The 14,395-nt window shown below is 63.2% G+C and carries 12 protein-coding genes; 6 read left to right on the top strand and 6 right to left on the bottom strand.

What is annotated here, in order from left to right:
• Positions 1-303: 303 nt before the first annotated feature.
• Positions 304-609, bottom strand: a complete 306-nt coding sequence (locus tag ACW7G0_RS05855) for a GNAT family N-acetyltransferase (protein WP_456988259.1) — start codon at positions 607-609, stop codon at positions 304-306.
• A 171-nt stretch (positions 610-780) separates the two neighbouring features.
• Positions 781-1,425 carry a hydrolase gene (locus ACW7G0_RS05860; protein ID WP_456988261.1) on the bottom strand — a complete coding sequence of 215 codons (645 nt, stop codon included), beginning with the start codon at positions 1,423-1,425 and terminating at the stop codon, positions 781-783.
• A gap of 288 nt (positions 1,426-1,713) precedes the next feature.
• Here ACW7G0_RS05860 and ACW7G0_RS05865 point away from each other — a divergent pair, with 288 nt between their 5' ends.
• The 3 genes from ACW7G0_RS05865 (at position 1,714) to ACW7G0_RS05875 (ending at position 4,768) form a co-directional block, all read left to right on the top strand.
• Positions 1,714-2,613: a LysR family transcriptional regulator gene (locus ACW7G0_RS05865; RefSeq protein WP_456988262.1), complete on the top strand. Its 900-nt coding sequence runs from the start codon at positions 1,714-1,716 to the stop codon at positions 2,611-2,613.
• Between the two features lie 353 nt (positions 2,614-2,966).
• Complete coding sequence (locus ACW7G0_RS05870) at positions 2,967-3,863, top strand: pirin family protein (protein ID WP_456988264.1); 897 nt, start codon at positions 2,967-2,969, stop codon at positions 3,861-3,863.
• A 164-nt stretch (positions 3,864-4,027) separates the two neighbouring features.
• Positions 4,028-4,768, top strand: a complete 741-nt coding sequence (locus tag ACW7G0_RS05875; RefSeq protein WP_456988266.1) for an SDR family NAD(P)-dependent oxidoreductase — start codon at positions 4,028-4,030, stop codon at positions 4,766-4,768.
• 64 nt (positions 4,769-4,832) lie between these two features.
• Here ACW7G0_RS05875 and ACW7G0_RS05880 read toward each other — a convergent pair whose 3' ends face one another.
• Positions 4,833-6,266 carry an aldehyde dehydrogenase family protein gene (locus tag ACW7G0_RS05880; RefSeq protein ID WP_456988267.1) on the bottom strand — a complete coding sequence of 478 codons (1,434 nt, stop codon included), beginning with the start codon at positions 6,264-6,266 and terminating at the stop codon, positions 4,833-4,835.
• A gap of 57 nt (positions 6,267-6,323) precedes the next feature.
• On the bottom strand, positions 6,324-7,970 hold the full coding sequence (locus ACW7G0_RS05885) for an acetolactate synthase large subunit (protein WP_456988269.1): 1,647 nt from the start codon (positions 7,968-7,970) through the stop codon (positions 6,324-6,326).
• Between the two features lie 182 nt (positions 7,971-8,152).
• Between ACW7G0_RS05885 and ACW7G0_RS05890 the strand changes: the two genes are divergently transcribed.
• Both ACW7G0_RS05890 and ACW7G0_RS05895 read left to right on the top strand, forming a co-directional pair.
• A complete protein-coding gene (locus ACW7G0_RS05890) occupies positions 8,153-9,109 on the top strand; it encodes a DUF5996 family protein (RefSeq protein ID WP_456988270.1) in 957 nt (318 codons plus the stop codon).
• A gap of 18 nt (positions 9,110-9,127) precedes the next feature.
• Positions 9,128-10,921, top strand: coding sequence for a monovalent cation:proton antiporter-2 (CPA2) family protein (locus ACW7G0_RS05895; protein WP_456989461.1), 1,794 nt, complete (start codon positions 9,128-9,130; stop codon positions 10,919-10,921).
• Between the two features lie 35 nt (positions 10,922-10,956).
• On the opposite strand, the gene yedA is transcribed toward ACW7G0_RS05895, so the two are convergent.
• Together yedA and ACW7G0_RS05905 are read right to left on the bottom strand one after the other, a co-directional pair.
• Positions 10,957-11,895, bottom strand: coding sequence for a drug/metabolite exporter YedA (gene yedA, locus ACW7G0_RS05900; RefSeq protein WP_456988271.1), 939 nt, complete (start codon positions 11,893-11,895; stop codon positions 10,957-10,959).
• An 83-nt stretch (positions 11,896-11,978) separates the two neighbouring features.
• Positions 11,979-13,064, bottom strand: coding sequence for a DUF5694 domain-containing protein (locus tag ACW7G0_RS05905; RefSeq protein WP_456988272.1), 1,086 nt, complete (start codon positions 13,062-13,064; stop codon positions 11,979-11,981).
• A 123-nt stretch (positions 13,065-13,187) separates the two neighbouring features.
• On the opposite strand from ACW7G0_RS05905, the gene ACW7G0_RS05910 reads away from it, so the two are divergent.
• Positions 13,188-14,228, top strand: coding sequence for an NADP-dependent oxidoreductase (locus tag ACW7G0_RS05910; protein WP_456988274.1), 1,041 nt, complete (start codon positions 13,188-13,190; stop codon positions 14,226-14,228).
• Positions 14,229-14,395 lie beyond the last annotated feature (167 nt).

The raw sequence follows: 14,395 nt of genomic DNA on the forward strand, positions 1-14,395 counted from the left end.
TGCGGGCTGCCGGTTACCCCTCCCCCGTACAGACCTGACGGAGTTCATCATGAATACGCTCACCAAAGCCCTGGCGACCGTCGCCAAAGATACGCACGTTTGACCGCACAAGGGGTCGAAACGCCCCAGCAATGAGTTTTTGTCCCTGAACGTTTGGACCACAGTTGCCCTGCACTGCGCGACCAACTGGATTCGGAACCGCTCTCCGACGGGCTCGCCGCCAGGAACCATCACTCGCCGCAGAGTGTTCCGAGGCGCGCACGCGCGAGGAACAGCATCACGATCGAAAAGTGCGTCACCCACCTAATGCTGGATGACATCGGCCCACTCCGGATGCTTCAGCGACTGCGCTCGCACGAAGGGGCAAAGCGGCATGACGCGATAGGCCTTGGCGCGGGCATCCGCGATCAGGGCCTCGACCAGCGCCAAACCGGCGCCCGTGCCGCGGAGCGTATCGGGCACCAAGGTGTGATCTGCAATGACCAGCACATCCGAAACTTTCGAGATGGTCAGTTCGCCCTCTCCGTCGATACCAGTGATGCGGGCGACAAAGCGACCCTTGTGGCCTTTATCCTCGTATGAAATCCGAACTGCAGGTTTCTCGGTCATTTCAGCCTCTGTGAACATGATGGATAGGATGGCTACACACCCGATCGGCACGCGCCACCGCGGGACCGGCTCAGAGCGATGAATAGTTCGCTCTTTCGCATTTCTCCTTGCAGGCTGCTTGGTGGTAGTCGAAGTAGCGACAACTACCACCGGCAGATGTCAGACGTTCGCCTACTTCTTGGAGGATTCCTCGGCCGCCTTTTCGGCGTTGAAACCACCGAAGTTCTCGAAAACACCCATGAAGCCCGGGACCGTCGCCTCACGCGACCAGTCGCGTTGCAGCTCACAGTACATCTGTACCCGGCTGATAAGCTTCACGCCCGCCTGCTCCATGCGACGTAGCGCCGCCTCATGCGCAGCCAGAGAAGTGCCGCCGACCGCATCGACAGGCACATAGACCTCATAACCTTCCTGGATCGCATCGAGCGCAGGAAAGATCAGGCACGCTTCGGTCCAAAGCGCGGTCATGATGAGCTTCCGGCGGCCAATCGCCTTGACCGCCTCCATGAACCCCGTGTCCTCCCAGCTGTTGATCGACGTGCGGTCGTAGGTCGGCAGGTGTCCGAGCACCTCCTGCAGTTCTGGAATCGGCGGCTTGTTGCGACCCGTCGCGATATTGACGGTCGAATGAATGATCGGAAGATTGTAATTCACCGCCGCCTTGGCGGTGCTCACGATGTTGAACACCAGTTCGTCGCGCGGCATCGAGCGAATCGACGAGACCTGGACAGGTTGGTAGTCGATGATGATGAACGCCGAGTTCTCGGGTGTCAGTAGTTGGTCGGTCTGGGGATTGCGAATCGTTTCACTCGTCATAGCATTCTCTGGTGTTGTACGGGAGATTGGTTCTGCGGCAACAAACGCCTGCGGCGACGTAGACGGGCAACAGAATTGTCTTGTTTCCATCACGGCTGCGCGTGCTTGAGTGGTCATGCATGCACGCGCTTGGCAGACAGGTGAATGTTCGATTCTCTTGAGTGGGTCATCGGCGGTCTCCGTCGGGAAGTGACCTGGGTCTGGAGGCTGTGCCTGCGCAACCTTTCGGTCAGGTTAGCGATTCTGTAGTGTTGCGCTAGCCACATAATATGGAAGCTGGAGTTGCTGATGTCGGAACACGCGCCCGTTGACTTGCTGGATGTAGTTGCGTTCGTTGAGGTGGTCGAGACGGGAAGCATTACGAATGCTGCCGCACGCCTTGGCATCGCCAAGTCCATCGTCAGCCGCCGCGTCAGTCGCCTGGAGGCCGTCCTCGGCGCTCAATTGCTGATCCGAACGCCGAGAGGTACGACGCTGACCGATATCGGCCGCGAGTACCATGTACGCGCTGGCGCCGGCCTGGCTGAATTGGAGTCGGCGCAGGAAGTTGTCAACAAGCTGACGAGCGAGGTTTCCGGCCAGCTCCGCATCCTGGTCCAGACCGCGTTCGGCGAGTTTGTGCTTGCGCCACTGCTAGCCGAGTTTGCGCGGCTCCATCCGCGCGTCCAGTTCGACATCCGCTTCGAGGATCGTCAGGTGGACATGAATACTGAAGCCTATGACCTCTTGCTCTGGGTGGGTGCTGTCTCGGACCAGGCACTCATCACGCGCAAACTCGCCAGCGTTCATTGGGTCATCGTCGCCAGCCCGGACTATCTGGATACACAAGGACGACCAAACACACCCGCTGAAATGACCGCGCACGACGCCCTGCTCCATGCCATGGACATCGGTCATTGGCGCTTCCAGGGTCCGGGAGGCTGGGAGCACGTACGCATGAGTTCCAGCTTCCGCACCACCAACGGGCATATGCTCCTGGCCGCCGCACGTGCGGGTCTGGGCGTGACCCTCGTCCCGAGGTTCACGGTTGCGGATTCGCTGGCGCGAGGCGAACTGGAAGTGGTGCTGCCTGCCTATCCACACGAAGGCGCCGATCTGCATATCTTCATGCCGGCTGCCCGATCCCGTATCGCCAGGGTGCGAGCGCTGGTGAACTTCCTGTACGACAGGATCACCCCGGAGGTCTGAGCAGATCGACTGCGCTTGAGACCGGCAGGTGCCAAGCTGCCACAACCAGCGCAACACCAAGCAATGCAAGGGCGGTAAACGCGACGGCAGAAGCGCTACTGGGGCTAGGTGGTCGCCAGCGGCTGTCGATCGACTGGGCAATGGGCGACGCTCACGCTGGCTGTCGAGGTGATCTGGCATCACGCAACGATAGACGGCCGGCCGCCAATCTTTGGGTTGCGCATTGAGCAATGCTGGGTTCTCGAACGCGTATCTAGATCAAAGTCAGGTAGGTCCGGGATGATGGGCAGCGATACCGAGGCGGTGTCAGTTCATGACGAGATCCGCCCCGAACCACGAGAGGAGCTTGGCCAATGTTTGAGAGATCGATTGATCGTGTCATCCGGATACCCGCGCTGGGCCCAGGCTTCGGCGGCGACAGGCATAAGGCTGCCTTGGTAATTGCACCGGGCGATCTGCCCGCGACCGATCCTTTCTTCCTCATGGCCGATGACAACATCACGCGCGGTGGAAGTTTTGGAGAGTCGCACCCTCATGCCGGGCTCGAGACGGTGACCTTCATGCTCAACGGCACGATGGCGGACACCGGCGGGCGGCTGGAGGAAGGCGATGTCGAATGGATGACGGCTGGCAGCGGCATCGTCCATTCCGAGAACGCGATGGTCTCCACCGGAATGCGTCTGTTCCAGCTTTGGCTGATCCTGCCCGAGGCGCAGCGCAACATGCCGCCACGGGTGCAGATCCTGCGCCGCGCCGAGATGCCTGTGCACGCTGAGCCAGGCGTCCTGGCAACGGTCTACAGCGGCAAGTCAGGGGACGCGGCGGCACCTGCGATGAACGCTGTTCCGGTGACGTTGATCGATATCCGGTTGGAGCCAGGGGCCACCTTCGCATCGCATCTCCCTGCCTCCTACAACACGTTTGTGGTGGTGATCGACGGTGAGGTGGAGGCCGGCGTCACAGCCGAGATACTTGCCAAAGGTACGGTGGGCTGGACGGGACCTATGGGCGACGGCGACAGCCTGCTTGCGTTGCGGGCGGGTGAAGGTGGCGCTCGAGTATTGCTCTACGCCGGCCAGCCACAAAACATTTCGGTGGTTGCGAAGGGACCGTTCATCGCGGGGTCCCAGGAGGAACTAGCCGGCTACTATTCCGCCTATCGTCAGGGGAAGTTCCCCCACGCCGGCACGATGCGTCCTGTCACCTACTCCAGGGACGGCAGTAGTTCGACTACTTGGGACCCAGTCTGACAAGTCGTTGTTCGTTCCAGCGTTCCCATTTGTGCAACACAGCCTGACGAGAGACAGGGCTACCGCGCACAGCAGCTGGATGAGAAGGTTCACCCATCAACCTTCCCACAGCGAGAACAATTCACGTGGGTCCTTGAACCAACCATGTTGAAAAGGACGAACCTATGATCGATTTGAATGGGAAGCGTGCATTGGTAACCGGTGGATCACGGGGCATCGGTGCCGCGATCGCGCTGGGGCTCGCAGAGAACGGCGCCGACGTCGCCTTCACCTACCAGAGTTCGGCCGAAAGAGCTGAAGCGCTGGCCAAGTCCATCGAGGGCACAGGGCGGCGTGCAACCCCCATCCAGGCCGATAGCGCCGATCCGGACGCCATCACGCGCGCCGTGAGCGAAGCCGTCTCAGCGCTCGGCGGGCTCGATATTCTCGTCAACAGCGCGGCCATCGGCCACAACGGAATGATCGCCGACCTTGATGTGAGCGAATATCAGGCCGTGATGGATGTCAACGTACGAGCGCCAGTGCTGTTTGCGAAGGCGGTAATCCCGCACCTCTCCGAAGGGGGACGCATCGTCACCATCGGTTCGGCCCTGGGTGAGCGGGTCCCCTTCCCGGGCATAACACTTTATGCGATGTCCAAGGCGGCACTTACCTCCTTCACCCGCGGCCTTTCGCGCGAACTTGGTCCCAGTGGTATCACCGTGAATCTCGTGCAGCCCGGGGCGACCAATACGGAATCAAACCCGGCGGACGGCGCGGCTGCCGATCTCCAGCGAAGCCTGACGTCGTTGGGGCGCTATGGCGAGCCGCGCGAAATCGCGAACGCCGTAGTTTTTCTTGCAAGTCCCGCGGCGAGCGTGATCACGGGCGCCATCCTGACCGCCGACGGTGGCGCAATCGCCTGATCGGTCCTGATATTCACCAAGACATTAGCCCTGCTGCCTTGAATTTCGCTCCCGCAGGCGCGCCTTACGGTCGGCGAATCACCAAGTTGCGGATTTCGGTCATGTCTTCCATCGCGAAACGCACGCCTTCGCGGCCCAGGCCCGAATCCTTGACCCCGCCATAGGGCATGTTGTCGACGCGGTAGCTGGGCACGTCGTTGATCACTATGCCGCCGACATCGAGATGATCCCAGGCGTCGAACATCTTGAACAGGTCGCGGGTGAAAATGCCTGCCTGCAATCCGAATTTCGAGGCGTTGGCTTCGGCGAGTGCGGCACTGAAATCGGTGAAGCTCGACAGCACTGCAACAGGGCCGAAGGCCTCTTCGGTGACGATCCTGGTGTCGGCAGGCACGGCTTCGAGCAGGGTGGCGTCGAGCATCGCGCCGTCGCGGCTGCCGCCGCAGAGCAGAGTGCCGCCGGCGGCGACCGCCTCGTTGATCCAGGTCTCGAGCCGTGTCGCTTCCTTGGCATCGATCATCGGGCCGATGAACGTGTCGCGCAGCTTGGGGTCGCCCGCCACCAGCGTCTTCGTCCTGGCGACCAGCATGTCGCGGAAGCGGTCGTAGACATCGGCATGGATGATGATGCGCTGCACCCCGATACAGCTCTGCCCCGACTGGTAGAAGGCGCCGAAGACGACGCGTTCGAGCGCGTCGTCGAGATCGGCATCGGCATCGACGATCACCGCGGCATTCCCGCCGAGTTCGAGCACTACCTTTTTCTTGCCGCTGCGCGTCTTGAGCTCCCAGCCGACATCGGGCGATCCGGTGAACGAGAGCAGCTTGAGCCGGTCGTCGGTGGTGAACAGGTCGGCGCCGTCGCGGCTGGCGGGCAGGATCGAGAATGCGCCTTTGGGCAGGTCGGTCTCGGCAAGCACTTCGCCGATGATGATCGCGCCCAAGGGGGTCCGGCTCGCCGGCTTCATCACGAACGGACAGCCCACCGCGAGCGCCGGGGCGATCTTGTGCGCGGCTAGGTTGAGCGGGAAGTTGAACGGCGAGATGAAGGAACACGGTCCGATGGGCACACGCTTCCACATGCCCTGATAGCCCTTGGCGCGCGCCGAGATGTCGAGCGTCTGGACCTCGCCGTTCATCCGCACCGACTCCTCGGCGGCGATGCGGAAGGTGTCGATCAGTCGGGCGACCTCGCCCTCGCTGTCCTTGATCGGCTTGCCCGCCTCGACGCACAGCGCGTAGGCGAGCTCGTCAAACCGCTCGGTGAAGCGGGTGACGCAATGGGTGAGCACCGCCTGGCGCTCGTAGCTCGCCATCCGCGCCATCGGTTCTGCCGCCTCGACCGCGCCCGCGATTGCCGTATCGATCGTCGCGACATCGGCCCGCGCGACGCGGAACGCGACCTCGCCGGTGAACTTGTCGGTCACTGCGAGATCGGTGTTCGGCTGCTGCGCCACGTTGTTGAGATAGAGCGGATAGATGGACTTGAGCTTGGTCATTCGAAACTCCTTGGTCGCATCCCGCTTTCCGGCGAAAGCCGGGGAGCGGGACAGCGATTACAGTTCTTTCGACAGCTTCTTGATGTCGATGTTGAGGATCTGGTCGTTCTCCGAATAGTCGACCGGGCACTCGATCAGATGGACGCCAAGCGTGTCGCGGGTTTGCGCGAGCAACTGCTTGAGATGCTCCGCGCTTTCAGCGCGATGGCCGAATGCGCCATAGCTTTCCGCGTACTTGACGAAATCGGGGTTGCCATAGGTCAGCCCCCAGTCCTTGAAGCCCATGTCCGCCTGCTTCCAGCGGATCATGCCGTAGCTGTTGTCGTTGAGGATCAGCACGGTGAGGTTGAGCTTCAGGCGAACGGCTGTCTCCATTTCCTGGCTGTTCATCATGAAGCCGCCATCGCCGCAGATCGCCATCACCTTGCGATCGGGATAGACCATCGCCGACGCCATGGCCGAGGGCAGGCCCGCGCCCATCGTGGCGAGCGCATTGTCGAGCAGCACGGTATTGGGGCGGTACGCCATATAGTCGCGTGCGAGCCAGATCTTGTATATCCCGTTGTCGAGGCAAATGATGCCGTCTTCGGGCATCGCCGCGCGGACCTGTTCGACCAGAAAGGACGGGGTGATGGGGAAGCGTGCATCGCCCGAGATCGACGCGGTGTGCGCGACTTGGCGCTTGCGCGCCGCCAGCATCGCGTCGAACTTCCAGCCCCCATTGGGAACGATGTCCTGCTTGATCTGCCAGATCGCGTTGGCGATGTCGCCGATAACTTCGATCTGCGGGAAATAGACCGGGTCGACCTCGGCGGTCTTCGACGAGACATGGATCACCTGCGCGCCGCCCGCATGCATGAAGAACGGCGGCTTCTCGATCACGTCATGACCAATATTGACGATCAGGTCGGCGGACTCGACCGCGCGGTGGACAAAATCGCCCGCTGACAGAGCCGCGCAGCCGACAAACCTGGGGTGACGTTCGTCGATCACGCCCTTGCCGAGCTGAGTGGTAAGGAACGGGATGCCGGTCTTCTCGACGAACTGGAGCAGCATCCGGCTGGTCATGGTGCGGTTGGCGCCTGCGCCGATCACCAGGATCGGCGACTTGGCGTTTTCAAGCGCAAGCACCGCAGCGCGGATCGACTTCACATCGGCAGTGGGGCGCCGCGTGTGGCTGCGTTTGAGCGGCAAAGATTCGGTCTTCTCGTTGGCGACATCCTCGGGAAACTCGATATGAGTCGCGCCGGGCTTCTCTTCTTCGGCGAGCCGGAAAGCCTCGCGCACCCTGCTGGGGATGTTGTCGGCGCTGGCGAGCTGATGGGTGAACTTGGTCAGCGGCTTCATCATGCCGACCACATCGAGGATCTGGAAGCGGCCTTGCTTCGACTTCTTGATCGGCTTTTGCCCGGTGACCATCAGGATCGGCATGCCGCCAAGCTGCGCATAGGCGGCGGGGGTGACCAGATTGGTCGCGCCCGGTCCCAGTGTCGCCATGCATACCCCGGCCTTGCCGGTATGCCGGCCATAGGTGGCGGCCATGAAGCCTGCGCCCTGTTCGTGCCGGGTAAGGATGAACTGGATCCTGGTCGAGCGGCTGAGGCTGTCGAGCATGTCCAGATTCTCCTCGCCAGGAACCCCAAAAATGTACTCCACCCCCTCTTCCTCCAGACACTGGATGAAGAGATCGGATGCTTTGGTCATGATGGGATTCCTCCGGAGCAGGCTGTTTATCAGGATAAAGTCTGGCACACCATTGTCTGTTCCAGTGTTCCTGCGTGTGCAACACAGCTTGACGCGAAACAGTGCTACCGCGCACAGCAGCCGGATGAGAAGTTACACACTTGAGGGGACTTCCCCGCGCGCCAATCGATGGAGCTGATCGGATGACTGATCGAAACCGGCAACAGAACAACTGGCCTTCCCTACCCTACGACGCCTGGGCGGAAACCTGTACCGCGCTGCATCTGTGGACCCAGATCGTCGGCAAGTACCGGTTCGCGCACACGCCGTGGGTGAATCACTCCTGGCACGCCACGCTCTACGTCACGCCGCGTGGTCTCACGACGGGTGCCGTTCCCGACGACGAAGGAGACGTCACGCTGACGTTCGATTTCCACGAGCACGCGCTTGTAGGTGAAACGCGCGATGGGCGCGAGAGCTTCCCGCTGGAGGCGATGAGCGTGAGCGAGTTCCTGGAACGCACGACCCGCATGGTGGAGCGGCTTGGCGGGCGGATGGACATACATGGCGCTCCCAACGAGATCCCGGATGCGAAGCCGTTTGCCCAGGACACCGCGCTCCGGCCGTACGACCGGGAGGCCGTCCGGCGGTTCCACAAGGCCTTGTTGCAGATTGACCGGGTCTTCACGCGGTTTCGCACCGGCTTTCTCGGCAAGGTTTCGCCTGTGCATTTGTTCTGGGGATCTTTCGATCTGGCCGTCACCCGGTTCTCAGGCCGCAAGGCGCCCCTTCATCCGGGCAAGGTTCCGGCGCTTCCCGATGACGTTACGCGGGAGGCCTATAGCCATGAGGTATCTTCCGCCGGGTTCTGGCCAGGCGGCGGCGGTGTGGACGAGGCGATGTTCTATTCCTACGCCTATCCAGCGCCCGACGGCTTTGCCGACCATTCCGTCGAGCCGGCGGCGGCCCGCTTCGACAAGAAGCTTGGTGAGTTCGTGCTGCCCTACGAGGCCGTGCGAACCAGCGCTGATCCCGAGGGCGACCTGATGCGCTTCCTGCAATCAACCTACAAGGCCGCCGCGGACCTGGCCGGATGGGACCGGCAGGCGCTCGAATGCGACGTCGGCGTCCCGCGGGTACCGCGCAAGGTGCACGTCTGAACAATGGATATCGCGACCATCGAAACCGGGCACAGCGCAGGTGACCTGATCCGCCTGGTCTCGCTGCTCGCTGCCGCGGTGATCGCCGTACCGCTGTTTCGTCGAATCGGCCTGGGGTCGGTGCTGGGATATCTGGCAGCCGGCCTCGCCATTGGCCCCTTCGGGCTGGCGCTGTTCTCAGATCCGGGCGCCATCCTCCACATCGCCGAACTTGGGGTGGTGATGTTCCTGTTCGTCATCGGACTGGAGATGCGTCCGAGCCACCTGTGGCAGCTGAGGGGCCAAATTTTCGGATTGGGCACCCTGCAGATCGGCGCGGCCGTTGCCGCGCTGTCTGGCGTAGGCATGGCGTTGGGGTTCCCCCCGGCAGTCGCCTTCGTCAGTGGGGCCGGCTTCGTGCTGACCTCGACCGCCATCGTCTTCCAAGTGCTGGGCGAGCGCGGCGACCTGGCCACCCCTGCTGGCCAGAAGATGGTTTCGGTGCTGCTGTTCGAGGACATGCTGATCGTGCCGCTTCTGGCACTGGTGGCGTTCATGGCGCCCGCCGCGCCCGAAGCTTCAGCGGGAGCCCGGTGGATGGAGGTGCTTTGGGGACTCGGTGCCATCCTGGCGCTGATTGTGGCCGGGCTATGGCTGCTCAATCCTTTGTTTCGCATCCTCGCGGCCTCAAAGGCGCGCGAGGTGATGACCGCCGCGGCGCTGCTGGTCGTGCTGGGCTCTGCCCTACTGATGGAACTGGGCGGGCTGTCGATGGCAATGGGTGCGTTCCTGGCGGGTGTGCTGTTGTCGGAGTCGACATTTCGGCACCAGCTCGAAGCCGACATCGAGCCGTTTCGTGGCCTGCTGCTGGGGCTGTTCTTCCTGGCGGTGGGCATGTCGCTGGACCTGACGGTGGTGACAGCCAACTGGGTTCTGATCGCAGTTGCGGTACCGGCGATGATGCTGGCCAAGGGTGTGTGCATCTACCTGGTGGCACGGTTGCTGCGCAGTTCGCACCATGAAGCGCTCGACCGCTCGGTGCTGATGGCCCAGGGCGGTGAGTTTGCTTTCGTGCTTTATGCGGCGGCCGCCGGGGTCGGACTGATCGATGCGAGCGTCAACGCCAACCTGACCGCGATCGTCGTCCTGTCGATGGTGCTCACCCCGTTGATGCTGATTGTCGTTCGACCTCTGCTTCGTCGCGGGGGGCCCTCGCTCGAGGGCATCGACCCGGCGAAGAGTCTGCGCGCCAGCGTGCTGGTCATCGGATTCGGGCGCTTCGGCCAGGTAGCCAGCCAGTCGTTGCTGGCCGGCGGCATGGACGTGAGCATCATCGACAACGACGCGGACAGGATCCGCAATGCCGAGCGCTTCGGCTTCAAGGTCTACTACGGCGACGGATCGCGCTTGGACGTGCTACAGGCTTCCGGCGCCGAAAAGGCACGTGCCGTTCTGGTCTGCATCGACGACCCGAAGGCCGCCACGCGCATCACCGAACTGGTGCGCTCGGCATTTCCGAACACAGTCCTGATGGTCCGCGCCTACGACCGGGCGCACGCCCGCGAGCTGGTCCACGCCGGAGTCGACGTGCAAGTCCGGGAGGGTTTCGAGTCGGCGATGCTGTTTGGGCGCCGTGCGCTCGAGTTGCTTGGAGTGAACGTGCTCGCGGCCCAGACCGTATCCGATGACATCCGTACACGCGATGCCGAACGCTTCGCCCTGGAAGTGTCGAGCAACGACGATCGGGCCGGGATGGACAAGCTTTTCCAGAACCGTGAGGGGACCCGGGTGGAGCCGGTCCCCTTCGTCGAACCCGAGCGTCAAGCACCGTGACTCCAAGTGCGGAGCGCCTCCCCTTGGCCACGGCCTCATCGAGCGTTGCGGGTTCTCGCTGTCTTCGACAGGGTAATGATGACCACTCCGGCCAGGATGATCGCCATACCGACGAGGTCATAACGGCCGACATGTTCGCCGGCAAGCAACACGCCAAACAGCACCGCCACCGGCGGGTTGACATAGGCATAGCTGGTGGCGACCGCCGGCCGTGCGTGCTTGAGCACATACAGGTAGGCGCTGAAGGCAATGATCGAGCCGAACACCCCCAGGTAGACCAGCGCCAACGTCGCGCGCAGGGTCGGCGCGGCCGGCAGGGTTTCGCCGCTGGCAAAGCCCACGCCAAGCAGGGCGACGCTGGCACACAGCATCTGCGCCGCGGTGTTCATCGGTCCGACCGGCATGTCCTGGCGACGGCTCCAGACCGAACCGAATGCCCAGCACGCCGCCGCGGTCAGCAGGGCGATCGCACCCAGACGCTCGCCGGACAGGCCGCTGCCCATGTTGAGTACGATCACGCCGGCGAACCCCACCAGCAGGCCAATGGTTTCCCGGCGCGTCGGCCATTGCCCGTACATGCCGGAGAACGCCGCCGCGAACAGCGGCATGCTGGATACAGCAACCGCCGCGATGCCCGAGCTCACCCGCTCCTGTGCGAAGCACACCAGGCCGTTGCCAAACCCGAGCAACAGCAGACCGGTGATCGCCGCATTGCGCCATTGCAGGCGGGTCGGCGTCGCGTGCCCGCGCCAGCGCAGGAACGCGTAGAACGCTACGCCGGCACCGAGGAATCGCAAACCCGCCAACAGGAACGGCGGATAGCTTTCCAGCGCAAAGTGGATGCCGAGGTAGGTGGAACCCCAGACCACGTATAGCGTGAACAGGGCTACCGGGATCAGCACGCGCGGCTCGAGGGCCGACGAGGCCGACGAGGCCGGCGACGCCGTTGTGGCGGGAGTGGAGCGATCAGACATGGGGGCGTGCCGTTCCTGGATGCCGCATTATCCGTGAGTCATCGAACGGGCACGAGTGCCATCGGCGGAAATACCGACAGATATCAGTTGGCCGGCGCCTGCAGCACCGTTTCCGCATCGACCACGTCCACGCCCTGCATCTGGCTCAGCAGGCTATCGAACCACGGCTTGTGGGACGCGCCGACGATCGACAGCACACGGGCACCCGGCTGCTCGCGGAACGCCGCGCGGATATTGGCCACCATACGCAGGTTGCGGGTCTCCCAGCCGGCAACATAGATCTGCGCGTAATGTCCCGGCGACGTCTCCCTCATCGCGGCACCGAAATCGCTGTCAGCCTGCACGCGGCGGACATCGGGACGGTTGATGTAGCGGTACAGCGCCAGCATGTCGCCGCGCTTCGTGAGTTCGTCCTCGTGCTTGCGCAGGGGCTGCGTCTGCGTCTCGGCGGACTTCCACGCCTGCCGGATCGCATTGGCGTAAGCGCCCACCTCCGCATCCGGTATCGCCACGTTGTCGCCCGTGTGGTCGTCAATCGGGAACACCCGTTGCAATCCCAGCCGGGCGGCCAGCCGGGCCGCGATTTGTGAGTTCTCGCTGTTGGTGGTTGCGAGCTTGTCCAGCCGCGCCACCAGCGCATCGTTCAGACCGTCGCCGACGCGCCGCTCGACTTCCGCCAGTTGCAGCCATTGGGTCAATGCCGAGGTCTGGTCGTCTGCTGCCAGGAACAGCGCCGCCAGATGCCGGCGCTCGGGCGGCGTCGGTTGATCCGGCCATCCCGCCAATGTCTCGCTCACTTCGGCGATGGCCGCCGGGACATCCAGGCCGGTCGCGGCCTTGGCATCATCAGTCTCGATGCAGTACGGCGAGACGCTTTCCGGGTCGTAAACCGTCGGGTGGCGCGCCATCAGATCGCAGCTTTCGCCGGAGATTGCCTCGATGGTGATGATGTCTGGTTTGAAGGCCGCCAGCCGGTCCAGCAACGGCTCCAGCGAGTCGGGCTGGAAGTCCGCCGCCATCTCGGACAGATGCACGCTACCCAGTACCAGCACCTGCGCCCGCGGGCCGGCCATGTCTTTGTCCAGCACGGACAGGTCCACTTGCGCCTGGGCCATGCCGAACCACCCCAGGGCCACCGACAACCCGACTATCACCCATCGTTTCTTCATGGTTTGCTCTCATTGGAGGTATTCGTTGAAGGGCTCAGGGAAAACCCGCGCCCGCGAACCGATGCAGGAGAATTTACTCCAGCCTCCTTTTCCATCCCAGTCTCGCCCTCCGAGGTAAGCACCATGTCCAACTCCGAAACCGTCAATCGCCAGATCACGCTGGCCTCGCGTCCGGTCGGCGCCCCGACCGCCGACAACTTCAAGACGCTGGAAACTCCCGTGCCGACGCCTGCCGAGGGCCAACTGGTGTTGCGCAACGTGTATCTGTCGCTGGATCCCTACATGCGCGGCCGTATGAGCGACGCCCCGTCGTACAGCGCGCCGGTGGGCATCGGCGAGGTGATGGGTGCCGGCACCGTGGCGAGGGTGGAAACCTCGCTTCACCCCGATTACCGGGTCGGAGACCTGGTGCTCGCCCAAGGCGGTTGGCAGGACTACGCGTTGTCCGACGGCAGCGGCCTCAACCGGCTTGATGCGGACATGGCGCATCCCTCGCTCGCCCTGGGAGTGCTGGGCATGCCCGGCTTCACTGCCTACATGGGCCTGCTCGACATTGGCCAGCCCAAGGGCGGCGAGACGGTGGTGGTGGCCGCTGCCAGCGGCGCGGTCGGCTCGGTGGTTGGCCAGATCGCCAAGCTCAAGGGCTGCCGCGTGGTGGGCATCGCCGGTGGCGCGGAGAAGTGCCGCTACGTGGTCGACGAGTTGGGCTTCGATGCCTGCATCGACCATCGCGCAACGGACTTTCCGCAGCAGCTGGCATCGGCCTGCGCGGATGGCATCGATGTCTATTACGAGAACGTCGGCGGCGCGGTGTTCGACGCGGTGTTGCCGCTGTTGAATACCAAGGCCCGGATCCCGGTGTGCGGTCTGATCGCGCATTACAACGACACCGAGCTTCCGCCCGGTCCGGATCGTCTGGGCCTGCTGACCCGCACGCTGCTGACCAAGCGCATCAGGATGCAGGGCTTCATCATCTTCGACGACTACGGCGACCGCTACGGCGAGTTCCTCAAGGAAATGAGCGGGTGGGTCAAGCAAGGGAAGATCAAGTTTCGCGAGGACATCGTCGATGGGCTGGAGAACGCTCCCCAGGCGTTCATCGGCCTGCTTGAAGGCCGCAATTTCGGCAAGCTCGTGGTTCGTATTGACCGGGCACATGGCTAAAGGCCGGCGGGTGCGGCGAGTGGACTGTCTCCGGTAGAGTTCAAAAGTCAGCTCATACAGCCAACCACGGACGCCATCCATGTATCGATACTTGCTTGCCGCCGCTGCCGGTCTCGCCTGTGCCCCAGCGACGGCTGCCACGGGGACGACTCCTCCGGCCACGGTCC

The organism is Lysobacter sp. A286, from assembly GCF_054052105.1.

Coding starts and splice junctions, on each gene's coding strand:
- ACW7G0_RS05855 (WP_456988259.1), bottom strand. CDS start 609: ATGACCGAGAAACCTGCAGTTCGGATTTCATACGAGGATAAAGGCCAC.
- ACW7G0_RS05860 (WP_456988261.1), bottom strand. CDS start 1,425: ATGACGAGTGAAACGATTCGCAATCCCCAGACCGACCAACTACTGACA.
- ACW7G0_RS05865 (WP_456988262.1), top strand. CDS start 1,714: ATGTCGGAACACGCGCCCGTTGACTTGCTGGATGTAGTTGCGTTCGTT.
- ACW7G0_RS05870 (WP_456988264.1), top strand. CDS start 2,967: ATGTTTGAGAGATCGATTGATCGTGTCATCCGGATACCCGCGCTGGGC.
- ACW7G0_RS05875 (WP_456988266.1), top strand. CDS start 4,028: ATGATCGATTTGAATGGGAAGCGTGCATTGGTAACCGGTGGATCACGG.
- ACW7G0_RS05880 (WP_456988267.1), bottom strand. CDS start 6,266: ATGACCAAGCTCAAGTCCATCTATCCGCTCTATCTCAACAACGTGGCG.
- ACW7G0_RS05885 (WP_456988269.1), bottom strand. CDS start 7,970: ATGACCAAAGCATCCGATCTCTTCATCCAGTGTCTGGAGGAAGAGGGG.
- ACW7G0_RS05890 (WP_456988270.1), top strand. CDS start 8,153: ATGACTGATCGAAACCGGCAACAGAACAACTGGCCTTCCCTACCCTAC.
- yedA (WP_456988271.1), bottom strand. CDS start 11,895: ATGTCTGATCGCTCCACTCCCGCCACAACGGCGTCGCCGGCCTCGTCG.
- ACW7G0_RS05905 (WP_456988272.1), bottom strand. CDS start 13,064: ATGAAGAAACGATGGGTGATAGTCGGGTTGTCGGTGGCCCTGGGGTGG.
- ACW7G0_RS05910 (WP_456988274.1), top strand. CDS start 13,188: ATGTCCAACTCCGAAACCGTCAATCGCCAGATCACGCTGGCCTCGCGT.